The sequence below is a fragment of the Nocardiopsis sp. NPDC055824 genome (assembly GCF_053616335.1).
The window spans coordinates 1-20,537 of sequence record NZ_JBSHDN010000115.1; the positions used below are offsets into that span (position 1 = coordinate 1).

Consider the following 20,537-nt stretch of genomic DNA (forward strand, 5'->3'; position numbering starts at 1 on the left):
GGACGGTACCGTCCCGGCGCCGACACCCAGGTGACTACACACGGTAGCGCCCCCCTCACCTATGGTGGCTCCATGCCGCCCCGTTTCCCTCCAGGAGGGGACATGACCCGAAGTGAGCGCGCCCGTAGGCGCGAACAGCCCGCGTCCGCCACAGGTCGATCCTGGCTCGACCGCTTCTTCTTCATCGGTGAGCGCGGCTCCGGCATCGCCCGCGAGGTCCGGGGCGGTCTCACCACGTTCATGGCGATGGCCTACATCATCGTCCTGAACCCGATCGTCCTGAGCGGCGTCGCCGACGTGAACGGGGACACCCTGTCGGCCGCACAGCTGACCACCATGACGGCCCTGGCCGCGGGCCTGGTCACGATCATGATGGGGGTGGTCGGCCGCGCGCCGATCGCCTGCGCCGCCGCCCTCGGGGTGATGGCGGTCGTCGCCTACCAGGCCGCCCCCGTCATGTCCTGGCCCGAGGCGATGGGCCTGGTCGTGTGGCAGGGCGTCGCCATCGTCGCGATGGTCGTCACCGGTGTCCGCACCGCCGTGATGAACGCGCTGCCGCACGACCTCAAGCTCGCGATCGGCGTGGGCATCGGTCTGTTCGTGTCGCTGATCGGCCTGGCCAACGCCGGTTTCGTCAGCAAGGGCGACGGTGACGGCCTGCTCCAGATCGGCGCCTCCGGCGACGGCGGGCACCTCCTGGGCTGGCCCCTGCTGGTGTTCGTGTGCGGGCTGGTGCTGGCCGGCGCGCTCCTGGCGCGCGGCGTCCCCGGCGCCATCTTCTACGGCATCGTCGGCGCCACGGTGATGGCCGTCGCGGTGCACTACGCCCTGGGCCTGACGCCGGAGGACTGGGGCGGCGGCGCGCCCCGGCTGCCCGCGAGCCCGGTCGCCGTGCCCGACTTCGGGCTCCTGTTCCAGGTGGACATGTTCGGGGCCTGGACCACGGCGGGGCCCACGGCCGCGGGGGTCATCCTGTTCACCCTCGTCCTGGCCGGGTTCTTCGACGCCGTCGGCACCATCCTGGCCATCGGCGCCAAGGCGAACATCGCCGACTCCGCCGGGAACATGCCCCGGGTCAACCAGATCCTGGCCACGGACGGGACCGGGGCCGTGGTCGGCGGCCTGACCAGCTCGTCGGCCACCCTGGTGTTCGTGGAGTCCACGGCGGGGGTGGGCGAGGGCGCCCGGACCGGGCTGGCCAGCGTGGTCACGGGCCTGCTCTTCCTCACCGCCATCGTGTTCGCCCCGGTGTTCGCTATCGTCCCGGCCCAGGCGGCATCGGTGGCGATGGTGCTGGTGGGGGCCCTGATGATGACGCAGGTGCGCGGCATCGCCTGGGACGACATGTCCGTCGCGATCCCGGCGTTCCTGACGATCGCGGTCATGCCGTTCGCCTACGACATCGCGAGCGGTATCGGCATCGGCATCATCGCCTCCACGGTCCTGAGGTCGGCACAGGGCCGGTTCCGGGAGGTGGGCTGGCTGATGTGGCTGCTCAGCGCCGTGTTCGTGTTCCACTTCTCGATGCACGCCCTGGGGCTCTGACCCGGCACGCCCCCGCGGGGCCGGTGCGCACCTCGGCGCGCACCGGCCCCGCCGTCGTGGGAGCACGGGCGCCGCCGGCACGCGGCGGGTCGGCGGCGCCCCCGGAGCGGACCGCGGAACGCTGACCTGCGCCCCGGCGGAAGCGTCCGCGGCCGGTGTCCGAAGGGCGTTGACAGCCCGGCGGAGCCACCCTAAGTTGACATTGACAACTTTCATGCGCACCAGGGACGGACACCCATGGACCACGTCACGGTCAACGGCGCACGGCATCCCGCACCCGTCGACCCCGAGACCAGCACCGCCGAGCACGTGCGCGACCGCCTCGGCCTCACCGGCACCAAGATCGCCTGCGGCGGCGGAGTGTGCGGCGCCTGCACGATCCTCGTCGACGGCTCCCCCACCGTCTCCTGCCTCCTGCCCTCCGACCGCCTGGCGGGCCGCACCGTCACGACGGTCGAGGGCCTCGGCGGCACCCACCCCGTCCAGTACGCCTTCGCGGCGCACGACGCGCTCCAGTGCGGATACTGCACCCCGGGGTTCGTCGTCTCCGCCTCGGTCTTCGTCGACACCTGGCGGGCGGACCACGGCGACACCCGGCCCGACCGCGACACGATCGCCGAAGCGCTGTCCGGCCACCTGTGCCGCTGCGGCGCCTACGAGGGGATCTTCGCCGCCGTCGCCGCCGCCTGCGCCGGGGAGTTCGACTCCCGGCCGGACCGGGAGCCCCCCCGCCGCGACGCCGTCGACAAGGTGACCGGACGGGCGCGGTTCAGCGCCGACCTGGCTCCGCACGGCCACTGGGAGGGGGTGATCGTCCGCTCGACCCACGCCCACGCCCGCGTGCGCGCCGTCGACCCGGGCGCCGCGCGCACCGGGGACGCCCCGGAGGACACCGCCGCAGCCTCCGGAACCGCACCCGTGTTCACCGACCTGCTCGGGGAGGACCGCACCGTCCGCTACGTCGGCCAGCCGATCGCCGCCGTCGCCGCGCCGACCTCCGCCGGCGCCCGGGCGGCCGCGGCCGCCGGCCCGGGCGACTACGAACCGCTCCCGGCCGTGCTCGACGCCGAGGCCGCCCGGGCGCCCGGGGCCCCGGTCCTCTACCCGACCCGGGCCGAGCGGGCCGCCGCCCCCAGCTACGGCGAGGCCCCGACCCCTCCGGCCCGGTGGGAGGGCAACCTGCGCGGTCCCGGCACCCTGAGCTGGCGCGGTCCCACCGCCGTGCGCAGGCTGCGCCGGGCCGCGCGGGCAAGTGACCCGCTCCTGGTCTCCGGGGAGTTCACGACCGCCTCGCAGGCGCACAACCCCCTGGAACCGCACGTGTGCGTGGCCTCCTGGGAGCCGGGGGGCGACCTGTACCTGCGCGTGTCCACACAGGCCGTGGCCAAGACCGCGGAACGCGCCGCGAAGCACTGGGGCCTGCCCCTGGACCGGGTGCACGTCGTCAGCGAGTACGTCGGCGGCGGGTTCGGCGCCAAGAACGCCCTCTCCGCCGACATCGTGGCGTCGGTGGAGCTGGCCAGGGCCGCCCGCGCGCCGGTACGGGTCGCGTTCGACCGCGCGGAGGAGCTGACCGACGCCGGGCACCGGCCCGCGGCCCGCACCCGGGTGGCGCTGCTCGCCGACCGGAACGGGGACCTGGCCGCGATGAGCGTGGACTCCCGTGGCGAGGGAGGGGTGTCGGTCGGCTCCTCCGCCGCCGCGCTCGCCTTCATGATGTACGGCCGCTCGCCCCGGCGGGTCCGCGACTTCGACGTGGTCACCAACCTGCCCCCCGGCATGCCCATGCGCGGCCCTGGCGGACCGCCCATGGCGTGGGCGCTGGAGCAGGCCGTCGACATGATGGCGCACCGGTTGGGCGAGGACCCGCTGGCGCTGCGCGCCCGCTGGGACGGCAACCCCAAGCGGCGCGCCCTGTACGCGCGGGCCGCGGAACTGGACCTGTGGCGGGACCGGCCGCGCGGCCCCCGCTCCGGCCGCTTCCGGCGCGGAGTGGGGGTGGCCGCCGCGAGCTGGCTCTACCTCCTCGGGCCGCAGGCCAGGGTCGAGCTCTCGGTGGAGGACGGCTCGTTGGTGGTGCGATCGTCCACCCAGGACATCGGCACCGGGATCCGCACGGTGCTCGCCGGGGCCGTCGCCGACAGGCTGGGCGTGCCCGCCTCGGACCTGCGGGTGGAGATCGGGCGCAGCGGGCCGGTGCACGGCACCGGGTCGTACGGTTCGCGCACCACCACGTCGATGGGGCCCGCCGCTGTGCAGGCCGCCGACCGGCTGCGCGACGCCCTGCGGGAGCGCTCCCCCTCGGTCCCCGCCGTCGGCCCGGTCCCCGAGCACGCGTTCAAGGAGGCCCTCACCGCGGCCGAGGGCGTGCGCGTGGAGGGCGGGCGCGGCCTGGACCGCTGGGGCCAGCTCTCCCCGAACATGGCCGACGACCTGGCCCTGGGCCGGGGCCTCAGCGGCGCGGTGCACGTGATGGAGGTGGAGGTGGACACCCTGCTGGGCCGGGTGCAGCCCACCCGCTGCTGGGCCGGGATCGCCGCTGGCCGCGTCTACGCCGAACGGCTGGCCCGCAACCAGTGCGAGGGCGCGGTCGTCCAGGGGGTCGGGTACGCGCTGTTCGAGGAGCGGCGCCACGACCCCGCCACAGGGGTGACGCTCACCGACAACATGGAGGACTACCGGATCCCGGGGCCGGGGGACGTGCCCGAGACCGAGGTGTACTTCCACGAGGAGGGGTTCGAGCACGTCCCCGGCGGCGGGATCGGCCTGGGAGAGGTGTCGGTCGTCGGCGTCGCCGCAGCCCTGGCCAACGCCGTGCACGACGCCACCGGCTGGCGGCCGCACGAGCTGCCCGTCCGTCCGGACCGACTGATCGAAGGACTGCGATGATCACCGTCACACGACCCGCGACCCTGGACGAGGCGCTGTCCGGACTGGACGGCACGGGCGCGCTCCCGCGCGCCGGGGGAACCGACCTGACCGCCTGCCTGGGATCGGGGGTCATCGGCTCCGCGCCGGTGGTCGACCTGTCCGGCGTCGGCGAGCTGCGCGGGGTGGACTGGCTCCCCGACGGATCGGCCCGGGTGGGCGCCCTGACGGGCGTCGGCGAACTGGCCGGGGACCCGGGGCTGGCCGACGCCTACCCGGCGCTGGCCGCCGTGGCGCGGGTCCTGGCCACCCCGCAGGTACGCGACGCGGCGACCCTGGGTGGGAACCTGTTGCAGCGCAACCGCTGCTGGTACCTGCGCAACCCGGCCTTCGACTGCTTCCAGACGGGCGGTGACTCCTGCCCCGCCCGTTCGGGCGACCACCTGTACGGGGTGGTCGTGGACCAGGGGCCGTGCGTGGCCCCGCACCCCTCGTCGCTGGCGGTCGCCCTGCTGGCGCACGACGCGACGGTGCTGGTCGCGGGGGCCGGCTCCACGCAGCCGGAGGAGAGGCCGGTGGCCGACCTGTACGACGGGGCGGACCCCGCCCGGGACCACGTGCTGGCGCCGGGCCGGGTGCTGGTGTCGGTCTCCCTGCCGGTTCCGGTGCGGGGCGAGCGCTCCTCCCACAGGAGGGCGACGGGACGCTCCCGCTCGGAGTGGCCGCTGGTGGAGGCGGTGGCGCGGCTGGACTGCGGCGTGGACGGCGCCGGACCGGTGACCCGGGCGGCCGTGGCCGTCGGCGGGGTGGCACGCACCCCGCTGAGGCTGCCAGGCGTGGAGTCCGCCCTGGTCGGCGCCCTTCCGGGGCGCGCGCTGGGCCCGGAGGCGGAGGACGCCCTCGCGGACCTGGCCTCGCTGTGCTCCCCGCTCCCCTCCACCGGGTACAAGGTGGACCTGCTTCGCGCCACCGTGCGCGACGTGCTCGAACGGGCTCTGGGGGTCCCCCGGTCCTGAGGCGTGGGAGACCCCGCCGGGCGCGGGGCGGCGTGACGGCACCGGTCCGCGCCCACGGGCCCCGGGCCGGCGGCCCGGGTGCGGGACGGAGGCCGTGCCGCCCGGCGGCCGCGCACGCGAAACGCCCGGCCGGGGTGCCCCGGCCGGGCGTTCGGGCGTGCTGTTCCGATCGGGTCGGCGGGTTCGGGCGCCGCAAGGGCGCCCCGCGTCCGCCGGGCGGCTCCGGTCAGTGCCGCAGCAGCGCCTGGTGGGCGAGTTCGCGGCACACGACCGCGAAGTCCAGCCCGGCGGCGGCCGCCGCCATCGGGAACGTGGAGGTCTCGGTCAGCCCCGGGGCGACGTTGGTCTCCAGGAAGGTGGCCCGGCCGTCCGCCCCCACGATGAGGTCGGTGCGGGAGAAGTCCCGCAGCCCCAGGACGCGGTGCGCGGTCAGCGCCACCTCCGCGGCCGCGGCCAGGGCTTCCGCGTCCAGGCGGGCCGGGCAGAAGAACTCCGTGCGGCCGGCGGTGTAGCGGGCGGCGTAGTCGTAGACCCCGCCGTCCGGCACGATCTCCACCGGCGGCAGGGCCACCGGACCGTCGCCCGTGTCCAGGACCCCCACGGCGAGCTCGGTGCCCTGGACCTGCTCCTCGACCAGGGCCGAGTCGCTGTAGGCGAAGCAGGAGACCAGGGCGGTGGACAGGCCCTGCACCGACGTCACCGGGGCGGCGCCGAAGGCCGACCCGCCCCTGTCCGGCTTGACGAACAGCGGCAGGCCCAGGCGCTCGGCGAGCCGGTCGAGCAGGGCCGGGGCCCCCAGGTCGTGGAACGCCGACTTGGGCAGCGCCGCGCCGCGCGGCACCCGCACGCCCTGCTCGGCGAGCAGGGCCTTGGCCGCGGGCTTGGAGTAGGCCAGGCGGCAGGCGGAGGGCCGGGCGCCCACGTAGGGCACCCCGACCAGTTCCAGGACCTCCCGGATGGCGCCGTCCTCGCCGGCGGACCCGTGCAGGACGGGGAAGACGACCTGCGGCGGGTCGTCGGAGAGCCGGTCGAGCAGGGTGGAGTCGACGTCGGCGACCTGGACCTCCACGTCCAGTCGGCGGAGCGCCTCGGCGACGCTGCGCCCGGAGTGGACGCTCACCTCGTGTTCGGGGGACAGGCCCCCGGCGAGAACGAGGACACGGTCAAGGTCGGCCACGGCGCCAACCTCCTTCTGTGCTGCGGTCATGGTGCTTGGTGCCTTGCTCGGGGGTGTCAGGGCAGGTCGGGGGCCGGCGACTGGTGGCCCTCGGTGCTCGGGGCCAGGGTGGTGCCGAACGTATCACGCAGGTCGACCTCCCCCTCGATGGCGCCGACGAGGCGTCGCACGCCCTCCCGGATCTGCTCGGGCGTGGGGTAGCAGAAGCTGAGGCGCATGCTGTCGCGCCCGCGGCCGTCGGCGTAGAAGCCGGTGCCGGGGACGTAGGCGACCCGCTCGGCGACGGCGCGGGGCAGCATCGCCTTGGCGTCGATGCCCTCGGGCAGGGTGGCCCACACGAAGAACCCGCCCTCGGGCCTGGTCCAGGTGCACCCGGCGGGCATCATCGCGGTCAGCGCGTTGAGCATCGCGTCGCGGCGCTCGCCGTACATGGAGTTGAACGCCTTGATCTGCTCACGCCACGGGAAGGTGTTGAGGTAGCGGCGCACGACCAGCTGGTTGAACGTCGAGTGGCTGAGCATCGCCGACTCCGCGGCCAGGACGAGCTTGGCGCGCACGGCGGCGGGCGCGAGCGCCCAGCCGATGCGCAGTCCCGGGGAGAAGGTCTTGGAGAGCGATCCGAGGTAGACGACGTTGCCCTCGCTCTGCGAGTACAGGGTGGGCTCGGGTTCGCCGTCGTAGCGGAGGAGGCCGTAGGGGTTGTCCTCGACGATGAGCACGTCGTGGCGCTCGCAGGCCGCGACCACCTGGGCGCGCCGCTCGGCGCTCATGGTGATCCCGGCCGGGTTCTGGAAGTTGGGGACGGTGTAGAAGAACTTGACCGGGCGGCCGTCCAGCTCGGCCCGGACGAGCGCCTCCTCCAGGTCGGAGGGGATGACGCCCTGGTCGTCCATCGCCACGTGCCGGATGTCGGCCTGGAAGGCGGCGAAGGTGTTGATCGCGGTGACGTAGGTGGGGGCCTCGGTGAGGACGATGTCGCCCGGGTCGACGAACACGCGGGTGAGGAGGTCGAGGGCCTGCTGGGAGCCGACGGTGACGATGACGTTCTCGGGGCTGGCGGTGACGCCCTCCAGGGCCATGTACTCGCAGAGCTGCTCGCGCAGGACGGGGTCGCCCTGGGCCGATCCGTACTGGAGTGCGGCCGTGCCCTCCTCGGAGACGACGTCCTTGACGAGCTCTCCGATCTGGTCGAGGGGGAGGGCGGAGACGTTGGGCATTCCCCCGGCGAGGGAGACCACCTCCGGCCTGGAGGCCACCGCGAAGAGTGCCCGGACCTCCGATGCGACCATTCCCTGTGCTCGACGTGCGTAGCGGCCGACGTGGGGGTCGATGCGCGAGCCCTGTTGCGCGGGCTGCTGCTCTCGGTGGTCAGCGGACACGGTCCACCTCCGAAGGAAGGACGGTCTGAGGGGCCGGCAGGGTGTCGGCCGGGACCCGGGTGCGGTCTTCCGGTACGACGCCCGTCGTGCCCCCATGGTTCACACGGTGCCCCTGTGGCGGCTGGGCCGCGGGGGTCGGGTGAGACGGTCGGGTCGGTCGAGCCGTGGGTGAGCACGGTTCGGTAAATGTGCTGAGTGTAGCCCAGCCCACGGCCCCGGGTCCGGGGGGAAGGGCCTTCCGTGCTGTTCGCCACACCGACCCCCCCGTCTCCTTCATCCCGAATCGTCCTCATCGTGGCTACCCATCCCCCGCGGTCGACTCACGGGGGGATGACGAGAATATGAGGAACTGTTCACGCTTCTCCTCCGAGTCGGACATAGGCCCCATCTTTCCCATCAGCGACATTGGTCGCATGGGGCACGCGGGTCCGTGGGGCCGCCGCCCGGCCCGACATTCCAGGGGGAAGCCATGAGAGTCCGCTCGACCACCGTCCTCGTCCCGCTGGCCGTCCTCGTCCTGGGCGGGGTGCTCGCCACGTCCTGCTCCCCCGGCGGGGCGCACGACGCGGAGGCCGACGCGGCGCGGGTCGAACTGGAGCAGGCGGCCGACGCCCTGTCCGCGACGGCACTGCGGCCGGGAGCCGAGCGCGCCTTCGCCCGCGAGGGACACCCCGTCCCGGGGGGCCTGATCTGCGGCAGCCGCCCGCAGGGAGACCCGGCCGCCTCCCCGGCCGCCTCCGTGGCCCCGGGCCCGAACCGGACCGCCGGCACGGAGGGGTACGAGGCGTCCGCCTCCCCCGAGCCCCGCGGCGGCCGGCTGGAGGTCCACTGCACCGGCGAGACCGAGGACGGCGCGCGGGCGGTGTTCGAGGGGCGCCTCCTGCGCGGGGCGCTGGCCGAGCGGGAGGCGGGCGACGACAGCCTTCCCGGGAGCTTCACCGGGAGCGTCGACGGCGAGCAGGTCTTCACCATGGACTGCTTCCAGTGCTCCCCCGCGGCCGAGGACGCCGGGGAACGGGAGCCCGGCGGCGAGGAACCCGGGACGGAGAAGGCGGAGAACGTCGAGGAGGCCCTCGACTAGGGCTCCGGCGCGCCCGCGCCCCCGTGGTGCGCGGCGGGACGTCCCGGAGGAGACCACCTCGGGGGACGTCCCGCCGCGTCGCGCGGCGGCCTCGGGCTCTCCCCCGATACCCCGAACGACCGCCTGGGCCCCGCAGCGCGTACTTCCCTCCCCGTGGCCCCCCTCAAGGCCCGAAGGTCGTGAACGCGCCGGTGGACCGATACTCCGGTCGCCGTGCCCTCTCCGGCCCGGCGACCGCCCCGGCCGGGGCCGCGCAAGCACAGTCCACCGCACCCGGGAACGGGGCGCAACGGTTGCACTAGGTTGCGAGAAGATCGCGCAGAGCAACCGAGCGGTCGCCCGACCTCAGTGCCTCGCGGAGGTCCCGGACGCCGGGCGCCACCGACCCGGGCAGCAGGTCGGTCGGGGCGGGCGGGGCGACGACCCGTACCAGGACCTCCTCGCTGAACCGGTAGGGGCGGCTCTCGATGATGCCGCCCAGGTGCCGGCGCAGGCGCGACAGCTCGGCCCGCACGGTCACGACGTGGCCTCCCGCGCCGAACACGGCCTGCGACAGCTGTGCGCCCGTACGCCCCTCGCGGTGGCCGGCCAGCAGCAGGAGCAGTTCCGCGTGGCGCGGCGTCAGCCGGTGCGTCCACTCCCCGCTGGCCCCGGCGACCGCCACCGTGGGGGCGGAACGGGTCAGGTCCAGGGTGACCGTGGCCCCGCCGCTCTCCCGCTCCGGCCGGGGGCGCACCAGCCAGCCCCCGGGCAGGGGCTCCAGCGCGCACTCCCCCAGTGCGGGGAGCCAGGCCGTCCCCGTGTCCCGCTGCGTGGGCAGCAGGACCCTGCGGACCGGCTCCATGTGGACGGCGGCGGCCGTCCACCCGGCGTCGTCCACGACCAGGGCGCGCTCGCTCATCCCGGCCAGCAGGGGCGCCGCCACCGAGCGCAGCCGCTCCAGATGCGTGTGGTGGATCCCCTGGAGGTGGGCCTCGGCGAGCTGGGCGACCGCGCTGACCAGCGCCAGCGTCGCGGGGTGGATGGTGGAGACGGGACCGGTCACGTCGATGGCGCCGAGCAGGCGCCCGTCGCGGGGGTCGTGGATCGGGGCGCAGGCACAGGTGAGGGTGTGCAGGCTCCGGACGAAGTGTTCGGCCGAGTAGACCTGCACGGGACGTCCCACGACCAGGGCCGTGCCGATGGCGTTGGTGCCCGTGCTGCCCTCGTTCCAGTACGCGCCCTCGACCAGCCCCACCCTGTCGCCGACCGACCGCATGCGGTGCGAGCCCTCGCGCCACAGGACCTGCCCGGCGGAGTCGGCGACCAGCATGATGTGGTCGGCCTCGTCCGCGACCGAGACGAGGGACCGGCGGATCAGCGGGAGGACCGCCGCGATCGGGGAGGCGTCGCGGTTGCGCTGGAGCTCGTCCACGCGCGCCACCCGCGGGGGCGGCGCGCTGTCGGGGTCGATGCCGAAGCCGCGCATCCTTCCCCAGGAGTCCTCGATCACGGGGCGCAGCGGCGCGGGCGCGGGACGCCCGGTGAGCGAGGCCTCGTGCACCCGTCTGAGCATGAGCGCGTGCTCGCGGGCATCGGCCCCGGCGGGCAGGGCCGTGTCCAGCGGAGGAAACGACATGTGGCCCCCTGACTTCGGGTTCGCTACGGAGATACCAAGTGTCCAGGCTGAGCCCCGACAGGGTGAGGGAACCGGAACACGCGCACGATTCGGAACCGTGGTCGGCGCACAACTTCCGCTTTCCCAGCGAAAACCGGGTCCATACGCCGCACATGGCAGCCGCTGCCCCCGCCGGGACGACGATGTGCGCGACCAGGATCGGGCACCGCGCACCCCGAATCGGGGAATTGGCCGGAAGCGGCCACGCCCGCACGGGCGAGGGCAGGTGGGAGGGGCCGGTCCGGGCCCGTGCACGTGCGTGCGCGTCGCGCATCCGCACGTGCGCTCGGGCCCGGGCCCGAGCGCGGCGGAGGTCCCGGGAGCGCGGTCAGGGGCCTGGCCGCCACCGGGTGAGCGCGAACCACAGGCGCATGCGCTGCTCGGCGTCGGCCAGGTCCACTCCCAGGTCCCGCTCGATCCTGCCGATCCGGTAGCGGACGCTGTTGCGGTGGGCTCCGAGGTCGGCCGCGGCCCGGTCCCAGTTGCCGTGGCGGGTGAGCCAGGCCCGCAGGGTCGCGCGCAGGAGCCCCGCGGGAGCGGTGTCCTCGGCGAGCGGCCCCAGGACGCCGCGTGCAAGCGCGTCCGCGCCCAGCGGGTCCAGGAGGGCCTCGAAGGGGTCGGTGTCCTCCTCCCACAGCAGCGGGCCCCCGGCCGCGCGGGCGCGGGGGAGGAGGGAGGCCGCCGCGCGGTCGGCGGAGGACAGCTCCTCGGGGGAGACCGGGCCGCTCAGCACGCCGATCCACCCGTGGAGCAGGAGCAGGTCCAGCCCTTCCCGGTGCGCGGCGTCGCCGCGGTCCGCGAGGACTGCGCGCAGCAGTCCCGGCGGGCCGGGGGCGGCGTCCAGGACCCGGGTGTCCAGGGGCAGGCCGGCGGGAGCGGTGTGCCGCCCCCGGTCGGCGGGAAGGGCGTGCAGGACGCGGTAGGCGCCGGCGTGGCCGTCCCCGCCCCCGGTGAGCCCGGCGAGCAGGGGCAGGGCCTCCTCGGCGACCCCTCCGTCCAGCAGCAGGGCGGTGAGGAGGCGGCCCGGGGCGGGCGGGGCGCCCCGGTCGGTGCGCGCGAGGAGGTCGAGCAGCGCGGTCGCGGTGCGCAGGACCGCGCGGTCGGTGATGCCGAGGGGGTCGGGGCGCCCCACCAGGACCACCCCGTGGTCGTCGGGGGGCGAGCCGACGGTGTGCAGGAAGACCTCGTCCGCGCCGTACCGCGCCTTGGCGCTGCGGGGACCGTGCGGGAGGGTGAGCCGGGCGACGAGCCCGTGGAGGTCGGGGTCCAGGTCCCGGGGCGCGCCCGGCGTCGCGTGCCGTCCACCGGCGGCGGCCCCCGTCCGCGCCGGTGCGGCCTCCCCGGACGCGGCCGGGGTCCCGGCGCCCGGGACCCCGGGCGGGACGCGGGCGAGCAGCGCCCACCCTCCGAGGGCCTCGGCGAGCACCCTCAGGACGCGGTCCACCGGCGCGTCGGCGGTGACGGCCAGGGCCAGTGCCTGGTGCGCCTCCCCGAGGCGGCGCAGGTCGCGCAGCCGCCGCTCCTCCAGCTCCGCGCCGACGGCCTGGCTGACGGCGGCGAACGGGGTGGGGCGGGGGACCGCGACCAGCGGCAGTCCGCGCGCGTGGCACTGCTCGACCAGGCCCGCGGGGACGGTGTCGTGGACGGGGGTGACTCCGAAGCCGACCGCGCTGACCCCGGCGCCGACCACGGCGTCGACGTAGGCGCGCAGGCCGGCGGCGGTTCGGGGCAGATTGACCCCCGCCGTGAGCAGGAGTTCCCCGCCGCGCAGGTAGGCGGAGGGGTCCGTCAGCTCGCTGACCACGGCCCAGGCGATCCCCGGGTCGCCCGCCTCGACGACGGTGGCCAGCGCCAGGTCGCGGCGGCCCGTGACCACGCTCAGCGGCACTGTGTGGACGTCGGTGCGTCGGGCCCGGTCTGCCACGGCGTTCCCCTTCTCCCCGCCCCGCGCCGCAGGTTCCGGCGCCGGGTGCCTCGTGTCCCCCGTGTTGCGCACAGGGGTGCGCCGACCGCACTTTCTGGATGGTTCGCACATACAAGGAGGCTTGACGGTGCGGTTCGTCCACTGGAGCGTAGTCGAGACGCTGCCTAGTCTGTCCGAAGTCCGTGTGACCTGTGTCAATGTCGCCGCTGTTCACTCCCCCGTACCCCCGCGTCCACATTTGGAGTGCCATGACCGTCGACCTCGCGGTGATCGCCGCCTATCTCCTGGGTATGGTCGCCCTCGGCTGGTGGGGCATGCGCCGCGCCACCAGCAAGTCCGACTACCTGGTCGCCGGACGCCGCCTGGGTCCGCTGATGTACGCGGGCACCATGGCCGCGGTCGTGCTCGGCGGCGCCTCCACCGTCGGCGGCATCGGCCTGGGATACACCTACGGCGTCTCCGGCGCCTGGCTGGTCGTCGCCATCGGCGTCGGCATCCTCGCGCTGCACCTGTTCTTCGCCAAGCGCATCTCGCGGCTGCGGGTCTTCACCGTCTCCGAGATGCTGGACCTGCGCTACGGCGGCAACTCGCGGGTGGTGTCGGGCCTGGTCATGTGGGGTTACACCTTCATGCTGACGGTGCCCTCCACCCTGGCGTTCTCCACCATCTTCAGCGGCCTCTTCGAGCTCCCGCGCGCGGTGGCGATCATCCTGGGCGGCTCCATCGTGGTCCTGTACTCCACGATGGGCGGCATGTGGTCGGTGACCATGACCGACATGGCCCAGTTCGCCATCAAGACCATCGGGCTCGTCCTCATCCTGACGCCGGTGGCGATCTGGTCGGCGGGCGGCTTCTCCGGGATGCGCGAGTCCCTGGACCCCTCCTACTTCAGTCCCACCGCCATCGGCGGGGAGACGATCCTGACCTACTTCGTCATCTACTCGCTCGGCCTGCTCATCGGCCAGGACATCTGGCAGCGCGTGTTCACCGGCCGCGACGACCGGGTCGCCAGGGTCGGCGGCATCGGCGCGGGTGTCTACTGCCTGGTCTACGGCGTGTGCGGGGCCCTCATCGGCACCGCGGCGGCCGTTCTCTTCCCGGACCTGGCCAACCCCGACGACGCGTTCACCCTGATGGTCGACGCGACCCTGCCCGTGGGCCTCGCCGGCCTGGTGATCGCCGCCGCGCTGTCCGCCGTGATGTCCACCGCCAGCGGCGCCCTCATCGCCTGCTCCACGGTGACGTCCACCGACCTGTGGCCCCAGGTCCGCCGCCTGTTCGGGCGCGGCGGGGCCTCCCACGGGGGCGGGAACCGCGACGAGGTCGCCTCCAACCGCGTCTTCACCCTGGTCCTGGGCGCCGCGACCATCGGCGTCTCCCTGGCCGTCGACGACGTCGTCGCGGCGCTGACCCTGGCCTACAACGTGCTCGTGGGCGGCCTGCTGGTCGCCATCCTGGGCGGCCTGGTGTGGAAGCGCGGCACCCGCGCGGGCGCCCTGGCCTCCATGCTCACCGGGTCGGTGGCCGTCATCGTCACCATGGCCCTGACCGGGATGCTCGCCAACGAGCCGATCTACGTGGGGCTCGGCACCGCCCTGGTGGTGTACGTGGCCGTGAGCCTGCTGACCCCGCCGACGGACCCGGCCGTCCTGGCCGCCTGGCAGAGCCGCCTGCGCGGCGACGACGCACCGGAGGGGGCCGGGGCCGCACCGGCCGCCGTGGACCCCGTGGACGCGCCCGCGCCCCGGGACGGCTGACCCGCACCGACCGACCGCACCGACCGCGGCCCCCACCGGCCGCACCGACGACGAGAAGGACAGGACCACGCGATGAACGCACCGATCGGACCCACCGACTCCAGCCTCGTACCGCGCTTCGCCGGGCCGGCGACCTTCGCCCGCCTCCCCCGCATCGACCAGGTCGAGAAGGCCGACATCGCCGTGGTCGGCGTCCCCTTCGACACCGGGGTCTCCTACCGCCCCGGCGCCCGCTTCGGCCCCTCCGCCATCCGTGAGGCCAGCCGCCTGCTGCGCCCCTACAACCCGGGCCTGGACGTGTCCCCGTTCGCGCACGCGCAGGTCGTCGACGCCGGGGACATCGCGGTCAACCCGTTCTCCATCGGCGACGCCGTGGAGACCCTGGACGAGGGCGCCTCCCGGTTCGTGCGGGAGGGAACGCGCCTGGTCACCCTGGGCGGTGACCACACCATCGCCCTGCCCCTGCTGCGCTCGCTGCACCGCGTGCACGGGCCGATCGCGATGGTGCACTTCGACGCCCACCTGGACACCTGGGACACCTACTTCGGCGAGCCCTACACCCACGGCACCCCGTTCCGGCGCGCCGTGGAGGAGGGCATCCTCGACACCGAGGCCATCTGCCACGTGGGAACCCGCGGCCCCCTCTACGGCAAGAAGGACCTGGAGGACGACCGCCGGTTCGGGTTCGGCATCGTCACCTCGGCCGACGTGATGCGCAAGGGCGTGGACGAGATCGCCGACGCGCTGCGCCAGCGCATCGGCAACCGCCCCCTGTACGTGTCGGTGGACATCGACGTGCTCGACCCCGCGCACGCGCCCGGCACCGGCACCCCGGAGGCGGGCGGCCTGACCAGCCGCGAACTGCTGGAGATCCTGCGCGGCCTGGCCGCCTGCAACCTCGTGGGCGCGGACGTGGTGGAGGTCGCCCCCGCCTACGACCACGCGCAGATCACCGCCACCGCGGCCTCGCACGTGGCCTACGACCTGGTCAGCGTCCTGGCCCTCCACCACACGACGGGAGCCTGAGCCCATGGGAGCTCCGCGCAACGGCGGGGACCTGGTCACCGAGACGCTCACCGCGCTCGGCGCGCGGGTGGCCTTCGGCATCCCCGGCCAGCACGCGCTGGGGCTGTTCGACGCGCTGCGCCGGGCCCCGGGGCTGAGGTTCGTCTCCAGCCGGGTCGAGAACAACGCAGCCTTCGCCGCCGACGGGCACGCCCGGCTCACCGGCGAGGTGACACCGCTGCTGGTCTCCACCGGGCCCGGGGCACTGCTCACGCTGGCCTCCCTCCAGGAGTCCCGGGCGTCCAGCGCCCCGGTCCTGGTGATCAGCAGCCAGGTCCCGCGCGCGGGCCTGGGGGGCGGGCGCCACGGGTACCTGCACGAGCTGCCCGAGCAGTCCGCGAGCTTCGCCAACGTCACCAAGACGGCGTTCACGGTGCGGCACGCCTCGCAGATCCCCTCGGCCCTGGCCGGGGCCTGGCGGGCCGCGGCGAGCGCCCCGGCCGGTCCCGTCCTGGTGGAGATCCCGCAGGACGTGCTGCTGGAGCCGACCGTGGTGCCCCCGGTGGAGGACGTGGACCCGGCCCCGGTCCCGCTCACGCCGCGCGCCGAACTGGTGGCCGAGGCGGCCCGCCTGCTGGACGGGGCCCGGCGCCCGAGGATCCTGGCCGGGGGCGGGGTGAGCCGCTCCGGGGGGCGGGACGCGCTGGTCGCCCTGGCCGAGGCCCTCCGGGCTCCGGTGGCCACCACCTTCGGGGGCAAGGACGCCTTCCCCTGGGACCACCCGCTCTCCCTCCAGTCGTGGATCGAGGACCGGCACACCACCGACTACCTGGAGGGGGCCGACGTCCTGCTCGTGGTGGGTTCGGGGCTGGGCGAGCTGTCCAGCAACTACCACACGTTCGCGCCCCGGGGCCGCGTGGTCCAGGTCGAGGCCGACCTGGGCAAGCTGGAGTCCAACCACCCCGCGCTCGGTGTGCACGGCGACGCGGCCTCAACCCTCGCCGGCCTCGCGGAGGCGGTGACCCGCCGTCCCACCGACCCGGCCGTGGAAGGGGAGGTGGCGTCCGTGAAGGCCGCTGTGGCCGCCCGCCTGGACGCGCAGGACCTGGCAGCGGAGCGCGCCGTGCTGGCGGCCGTGCGGGAGGCCCTGCCCGACGGGGCGCCCAGCTTCTGGGACATGACGATGCTGGCCTACTGGGCGTGGTCCGCGTGGGACCCGCGCGGGGGCAGTGCGTACTCCGCGCAGGGGTCGGGGGGCCTGGGGTACGGGTTCCCCGCCGCCCTGGGCGCCGCGGCGGCCGGGCGCGGCCCGGTTCTGGCCGTCTCCGGGGACGGGGGCGCGATGTACTCGGTCGCCGAGCTGGCCACGGCCCGCCAGCACGACCTGGACGTGACGTGGCTGGTCGTGGACGACGGCGGCTACGGCATCCTGCGCGAGTACATGGAGTCGTCGTTCGGGGAGGCCACCCACACCGAGCTGGCCCGACCGGACTTCGTGGCCCTGGCCGGGGCGTTCGGGGTGCCCGCCACCCGGACCTCCCCGGAGCGGCTGCGCGAGGACCTGTCCGCCGCCCTGTCCCGGCCCGGCCCGAACGTGGTCGTGCTGCCCATGGTGCTGGGGCTGTTCGCCCCCACCCACCTGGACGGGTAGGGCCTCCGCCGCCCTGGCCCGGCCCGCCGGGCGGGCGGGCCGACCGGACGGCGCGCAGCCACCGGTCGGCCCGGCTCCCGGCCTCCCGACACCACCGCAACCGACGCGAGGACACCATGCGCATCCACGAGTTCGACACACTGCCCGGCTTCGTCGACGGAGAACCCCTGGCGCCCGCGGACGGGCGCGTCCAGGACCTGGTCGACCCCGTGACGGGAGAGGTCGCGGGCAGGTCCGGGGTCTTCGGCCCCGGGGAGGTGGAGGCCGCCGTGTCCTCCTCCGCCCGGGCCTTCCGGCTCTGGCGCCGGGGCGGTACCCCCGCCCGCCGCCAGGACGCCCTCCTGGCCCTCGCCGACGCCCTGGCCGCCCGGGCCGGGGAGTTCGCCGACGCCGAGTGCCGTGAGACCGGCAAACCCCGCGCGTCCGTGCTCGACGAGGAGATCCCGTTCTGTGTGGACACCCTGCGGTTCTTCGCCGGGGCCGCGCGCCACCTGGAGGGGCGGGCGGCGGCCGAGTACCTGGAGGGGCACACCTCGTGGATCCGCCGCGAGCCCGTGGGCGTGTGCGTGGGCATCACCCCGTGGAACTACCCCCTGATGATGGCGGTGTGGAAGATCGGGCCGGCCCTGGCCGCCGGGAACACCGTGGTGCTCAAGCCCGCCGAGACCACGCCGACCACCACCGTCATGCTCGCCGAGGCCGCCGCGGAGGTCCTGCCCCCGGGCGTGCTCAACGCGGTCGTGGGCGACCGCGACACCGGCCGCCTGCTGGCGGAGCACCCGGCGGCGCGGCTGGTGTCGATCACCGGCTCCACCCGCGCGGGCGTACAGGTGGCACGGGCGGCCTCCGCCGACCTGAAGCTGCTGCACCTGGAGCTGGGCGGCAACGCCCCGGTCCTGGTCTTCGACGACGCCGACCCGGCCGGCGCCGCCGCGGGGGTGGTGGCGGGGGCCTTCCTCAACGCGGGCCAGGACTGCACCGCCGCCACCCGGGTCCTGGTGCACGAGGGCGTCCACGACGCGTTCGTCTCCGAACTGACCGCACGGGCTGCCGCACAGGTCACGGGGCGCCCCTCGGACCAGCCCTCCGACTTCGGCCCGCTCAACAACGCCGACCAGTTCGCCCGGGTCACCGGGCTCCTGGAACGGCTGCCCGGGCACGCGGTCGTGGAGACCGGCGGGCACCGCGTGGGCGGGGAGGGGTTCTTCCTGGCGCCCACCGTCGTGTCCGGGCTCCGGGCCGACGACGAGATCGTGCGCGAGGAGGTCTTCGGCCCCGTCGTCACCGTCCAGCGGTTCGCCACCGAGGAGGAGGCGGTCGGGCTGGCCAACGGCGTGGAGCAGGGACTGGCCTCGTCCGTGTGGACGGCCGACCACGGGCGCGCCCTGCGCGTCAGCGGTGAGCTGGACTTCGGCGCGGTGTGGATCAACAGCCACGGGGAGCTGGTGTCGGAGATGCCCCACGGCGGGTTCAAGCACTCGGGCTACGGCAAGGACCTGTCGGCGTACAGCCTGGAGGACTACACCCGGGTCAAGCACGTGATGAGCGCGCTGCGCTGACCGCGGGCGGACGGTCCCGGGCCCGGACGGGGCTCGGGGCCTCCCTCAGGGCGCGGTGGCCGCGCGCCGGGCCCGCAGGTGCGACCAGGTGAGCTCGGTGACGTGCCCGGCCATGGCGTCGGGGCTCTCCTCCGGGTGGTCCAGGAGCCAGTCGGCGTAGGCGTCGGCCGTGCTGACGGCGATGCGGGCCAGGAGCTGCGCGTCCTTGGCGCCGTGCTCGTCCAGGAGGCCTCCGGTGCAGCTGGTGATGAGGCCGGCGACCTCGTCCATGACCCGGTCCCTCATGCGCGTGGCCTCCGCGGCGAACGGCTCCCCCTGGACGGCGGCGCGCCGGTACAGGACGGTCCAGCTCTCACGGTTCCCGGTCACGAAGGTGAAGAAGGCGTGCATGCCCCGGCGCAGGGGGTCCTCCCCGGAGCGGGCCCGGGGGTCGTGGACCGCCTCCCGGATCGCGGCGATGAGCCGCTCGCCCTCCCTGTGCACGCAGGCCGTGAAGATCCCCTCCTTCGAGCCCAGGTAGTGGTACACCGTGGGCTTGGAGGTGCCGGCCGCCTCGGCGATCTCCTCCACCCTGACGGAGTGGTAGTCGCCACGGGAGAACGCCGTCACCGCGGCGTCGATCATCTGCTGTTCCCTGATCCGTCGCGGAAGTCTGCGCTGTGTGGTCTTCACGACCCCAGACTTTATTGCGGCGGGGGCGCGGGTCCAGGGCCGCTTGTCACACGCGCCGCCCGCCCCGCGGGGCGCCGGCGGCCCGCGCATGCGTGACCTGTGGCGACGGGCGGACCGCCGTCGGCCCGCGGTGGTATTTCCCACACCGGGCCGGTGCGGGCGGCCGGGCGCCGCGCACGGGTGCGCGGGACCCGGCCGCGCCCGTCACACCGGGTCGGGCGTGTCGCGCAGTTCCAGGGTGCAGCACTTGGCGCCGCCCCCGGCCTTGCGCAGCTCGTCCATCTCGACCGGGTGGACGGTCCGGCCGAGCTCCCTCAGGCGGTCGGCGAGGGCCGTAGCCTCCGCGGCGACGACGATGTCGTTCCCCGCGCAGACGGCGTTGAGGCCGAGCACCGCCGCGTCCTCCTCCGTGGCCAGCAGCGCGTCCGGGTAGAGCGCCCGCAGCACCTGGCGGCTCCCCTCGGAGAAGGCCCCCGGGTAGTAGGCGACCTCTCGGCCCGAGAGCGCGAACAGCGCGGTGTCCAGGTGGTAGAAGCGCGGGTCGACCAGTTGCAGGGTGACGACGGGGCGTCCGAGGAAGCGCTCGGCCTCCTGGTGCGCGGCGGCCTCGGTACGGAACCCGGTGGCGGCCAGGACCACGTCGTCCAGGGTGACGAAGTCCCCCTCCCCCTCGTTGACGTGCTTGGGCTCACGGGTCTCGGTGTAGCCCGCCTTGCGGAACCAGTCCAGGTAGGCCGGGCCCTCGGGGGTGCGCTCGGCGCTGGCGAAGCGCGCGCCGTAGACCCGGCCGTCCACGACCAGGGCGCCGTTGGCCGCGAAGACCATGTCCGGCAGGCCGTCGACGGGCTCGATCTCGCTGACCCGGTGCCCGAGGCGGAGGTAGAGGTCGCGCAGCCCCTCCCATTGCCGGATCGCCCTTTCCCTGTCCACTCCCGCCGCCGGGTCCATCCAGGGGTTGATGGCGTATTCGATCGCGAAATAGGTCGGCCGACACATCAGGTAGTGCCGCGCTGCCGGTGCCGATGCAGCCGGACGAGCCATGGGACCTCCCGTGAGACGCGCGGAACGCTGTTCAGCCCTCGGTGGTACACGCATTTACCACATCGTGGTTCCCGCACGGATGAAGAGGAGATACCCTCCCCCGGAGTTCCGGCAACAGACCGTTTTTCCAGAATTGCCCCCCGGGCCCCGCCCCTCCCCCGGCCCCGGTCCGGAACAGGGCGCGGCGCCGGTCCGAGGAGGGCGC

The 20,537-nt window shown here is 74.8% G+C and carries 14 protein-coding genes; 8 read left to right on the plus strand and 6 right to left on the minus strand.

Annotation, left to right across the window (positions count from 1 at the left end):
- Window positions 1–102: 102 nt before the first annotated feature.
- The 3 genes from ACWGL3_RS21065 to ACWGL3_RS21075 all read left to right on the plus strand — a co-directional run bounded on the left by ACWGL3_RS21065 (window position 103) and on the right by ACWGL3_RS21075 (window position 5,429).
- Window positions 103–1,545: a solute carrier family 23 protein gene (locus ACWGL3_RS21065; protein ID WP_433701897.1), complete on the plus strand. Its 1,443-nt coding sequence runs from the start codon at window positions 103–105 to the stop codon at window positions 1,543–1,545.
- A 237-nt stretch (window positions 1,546–1,782) separates the two neighbouring features.
- On the plus strand, window positions 1,783–4,434 hold the full coding sequence (locus ACWGL3_RS21070; protein WP_452461704.1) for a molybdopterin-dependent oxidoreductase: 2,652 nt from the start codon (window positions 1,783–1,785) through the stop codon (window positions 4,432–4,434).
- On the plus strand, window positions 4,431–5,429 hold the full coding sequence (locus tag ACWGL3_RS21075) for an FAD binding domain-containing protein (RefSeq protein ID WP_267944538.1): 999 nt from the start codon (window positions 4,431–4,433) through the stop codon (window positions 5,427–5,429). Before ACWGL3_RS21070 ends, ACWGL3_RS21075 begins: the two co-directional genes overlap by 4 nt.
- Window positions 5,430–5,655: 226 nt before the next feature.
- On the opposite strand, the gene ACWGL3_RS21080 is transcribed toward ACWGL3_RS21075, so the two are convergent.
- Both ACWGL3_RS21080 and ACWGL3_RS21085 read right to left on the minus strand, forming a co-directional pair.
- On the minus strand, window positions 5,656–6,606 hold the full coding sequence (locus ACWGL3_RS21080; RefSeq protein WP_267944539.1) for a D-alanine--D-alanine ligase family protein: 951 nt from the start codon (window positions 6,604–6,606) through the stop codon (window positions 5,656–5,658).
- Between the two features lie 56 nt (window positions 6,607–6,662).
- Window positions 6,663–7,895, minus strand: a complete 1,233-nt coding sequence (locus ACWGL3_RS21085; protein ID WP_267950402.1) for an aminotransferase-like domain-containing protein — start codon at window positions 7,893–7,895, stop codon at window positions 6,663–6,665.
- 559 nt (window positions 7,896–8,454) lie between these two features.
- Between ACWGL3_RS21085 and ACWGL3_RS21090 the strand changes: the two genes are divergently transcribed.
- Window positions 8,455–9,066 (plus strand): hypothetical protein, encoded by a 612-nt coding sequence (locus tag ACWGL3_RS21090; protein ID WP_267944540.1) that lies wholly within the window; start codon window positions 8,455–8,457, stop codon window positions 9,064–9,066.
- A gap of 298 nt (window positions 9,067–9,364) precedes the next feature.
- On the opposite strand, the gene ACWGL3_RS21095 is transcribed toward ACWGL3_RS21090, so the two are convergent.
- Together ACWGL3_RS21095 and ACWGL3_RS21100 are read right to left on the minus strand one after the other, a co-directional pair.
- Window positions 9,365–10,684: a helix-turn-helix domain-containing protein gene (locus ACWGL3_RS21095; protein ID WP_267944541.1), complete on the minus strand. Its 1,320-nt coding sequence runs from the start codon at window positions 10,682–10,684 to the stop codon at window positions 9,365–9,367.
- Window positions 10,685–11,051: 367 nt separating this feature from the next.
- A complete protein-coding gene (locus tag ACWGL3_RS21100) occupies window positions 11,052–12,647 on the minus strand; it encodes a PucR family transcriptional regulator (RefSeq protein ID WP_452461705.1) in 1,596 nt (531 codons plus the stop codon).
- 248 nt (window positions 12,648–12,895) lie between these two features.
- Between ACWGL3_RS21100 and ACWGL3_RS21105 the strand changes: the two genes are divergently transcribed.
- The 4 genes from ACWGL3_RS21105 to ACWGL3_RS21120 all read left to right on the plus strand — a co-directional run bounded on the left by ACWGL3_RS21105 (window position 12,896) and on the right by ACWGL3_RS21120 (window position 18,619).
- Window positions 12,896–14,404 (plus strand): sodium:solute symporter, encoded by a 1,509-nt coding sequence (locus ACWGL3_RS21105; protein WP_452461706.1) that lies wholly within the window; start codon window positions 12,896–12,898, stop codon window positions 14,402–14,404.
- Window positions 14,405–14,476: 72 nt separating this feature from the next.
- Complete coding sequence (gene speB / locus ACWGL3_RS21110) at window positions 14,477–15,430, plus strand: agmatinase (protein WP_267944544.1); 954 nt, start codon at window positions 14,477–14,479, stop codon at window positions 15,428–15,430.
- Window positions 15,431–15,434: 4 nt separating this feature from the next.
- Window positions 15,435–17,060 (plus strand): thiamine pyrophosphate-binding protein, encoded by a 1,626-nt coding sequence (locus ACWGL3_RS21115; RefSeq protein WP_452461707.1) that lies wholly within the window; start codon window positions 15,435–15,437, stop codon window positions 17,058–17,060.
- Window positions 17,061–17,176: 116 nt separating this feature from the next.
- Window positions 17,177–18,619: an aminobutyraldehyde dehydrogenase gene (locus ACWGL3_RS21120; protein ID WP_452461708.1), complete on the plus strand. Its 1,443-nt coding sequence runs from the start codon at window positions 17,177–17,179 to the stop codon at window positions 18,617–18,619.
- A gap of 45 nt (window positions 18,620–18,664) precedes the next feature.
- Here ACWGL3_RS21120 and ACWGL3_RS21125 read toward each other — a convergent pair whose 3' ends face one another.
- Together ACWGL3_RS21125 and ddaH are read right to left on the minus strand one after the other, a co-directional pair.
- On the minus strand, window positions 18,665–19,291 hold the full coding sequence (locus ACWGL3_RS21125) for a TetR/AcrR family transcriptional regulator (protein WP_267944547.1): 627 nt from the start codon (window positions 19,289–19,291) through the stop codon (window positions 18,665–18,667).
- Window positions 19,292–19,495: 204 nt separating this feature from the next.
- Window positions 19,496–20,332 (minus strand): dimethylargininase, encoded by an 837-nt coding sequence (gene ddaH / locus ACWGL3_RS21130; protein WP_267944548.1) that lies wholly within the window; start codon window positions 20,330–20,332, stop codon window positions 19,496–19,498.
- Window positions 20,333–20,537 lie beyond the last annotated feature (205 nt).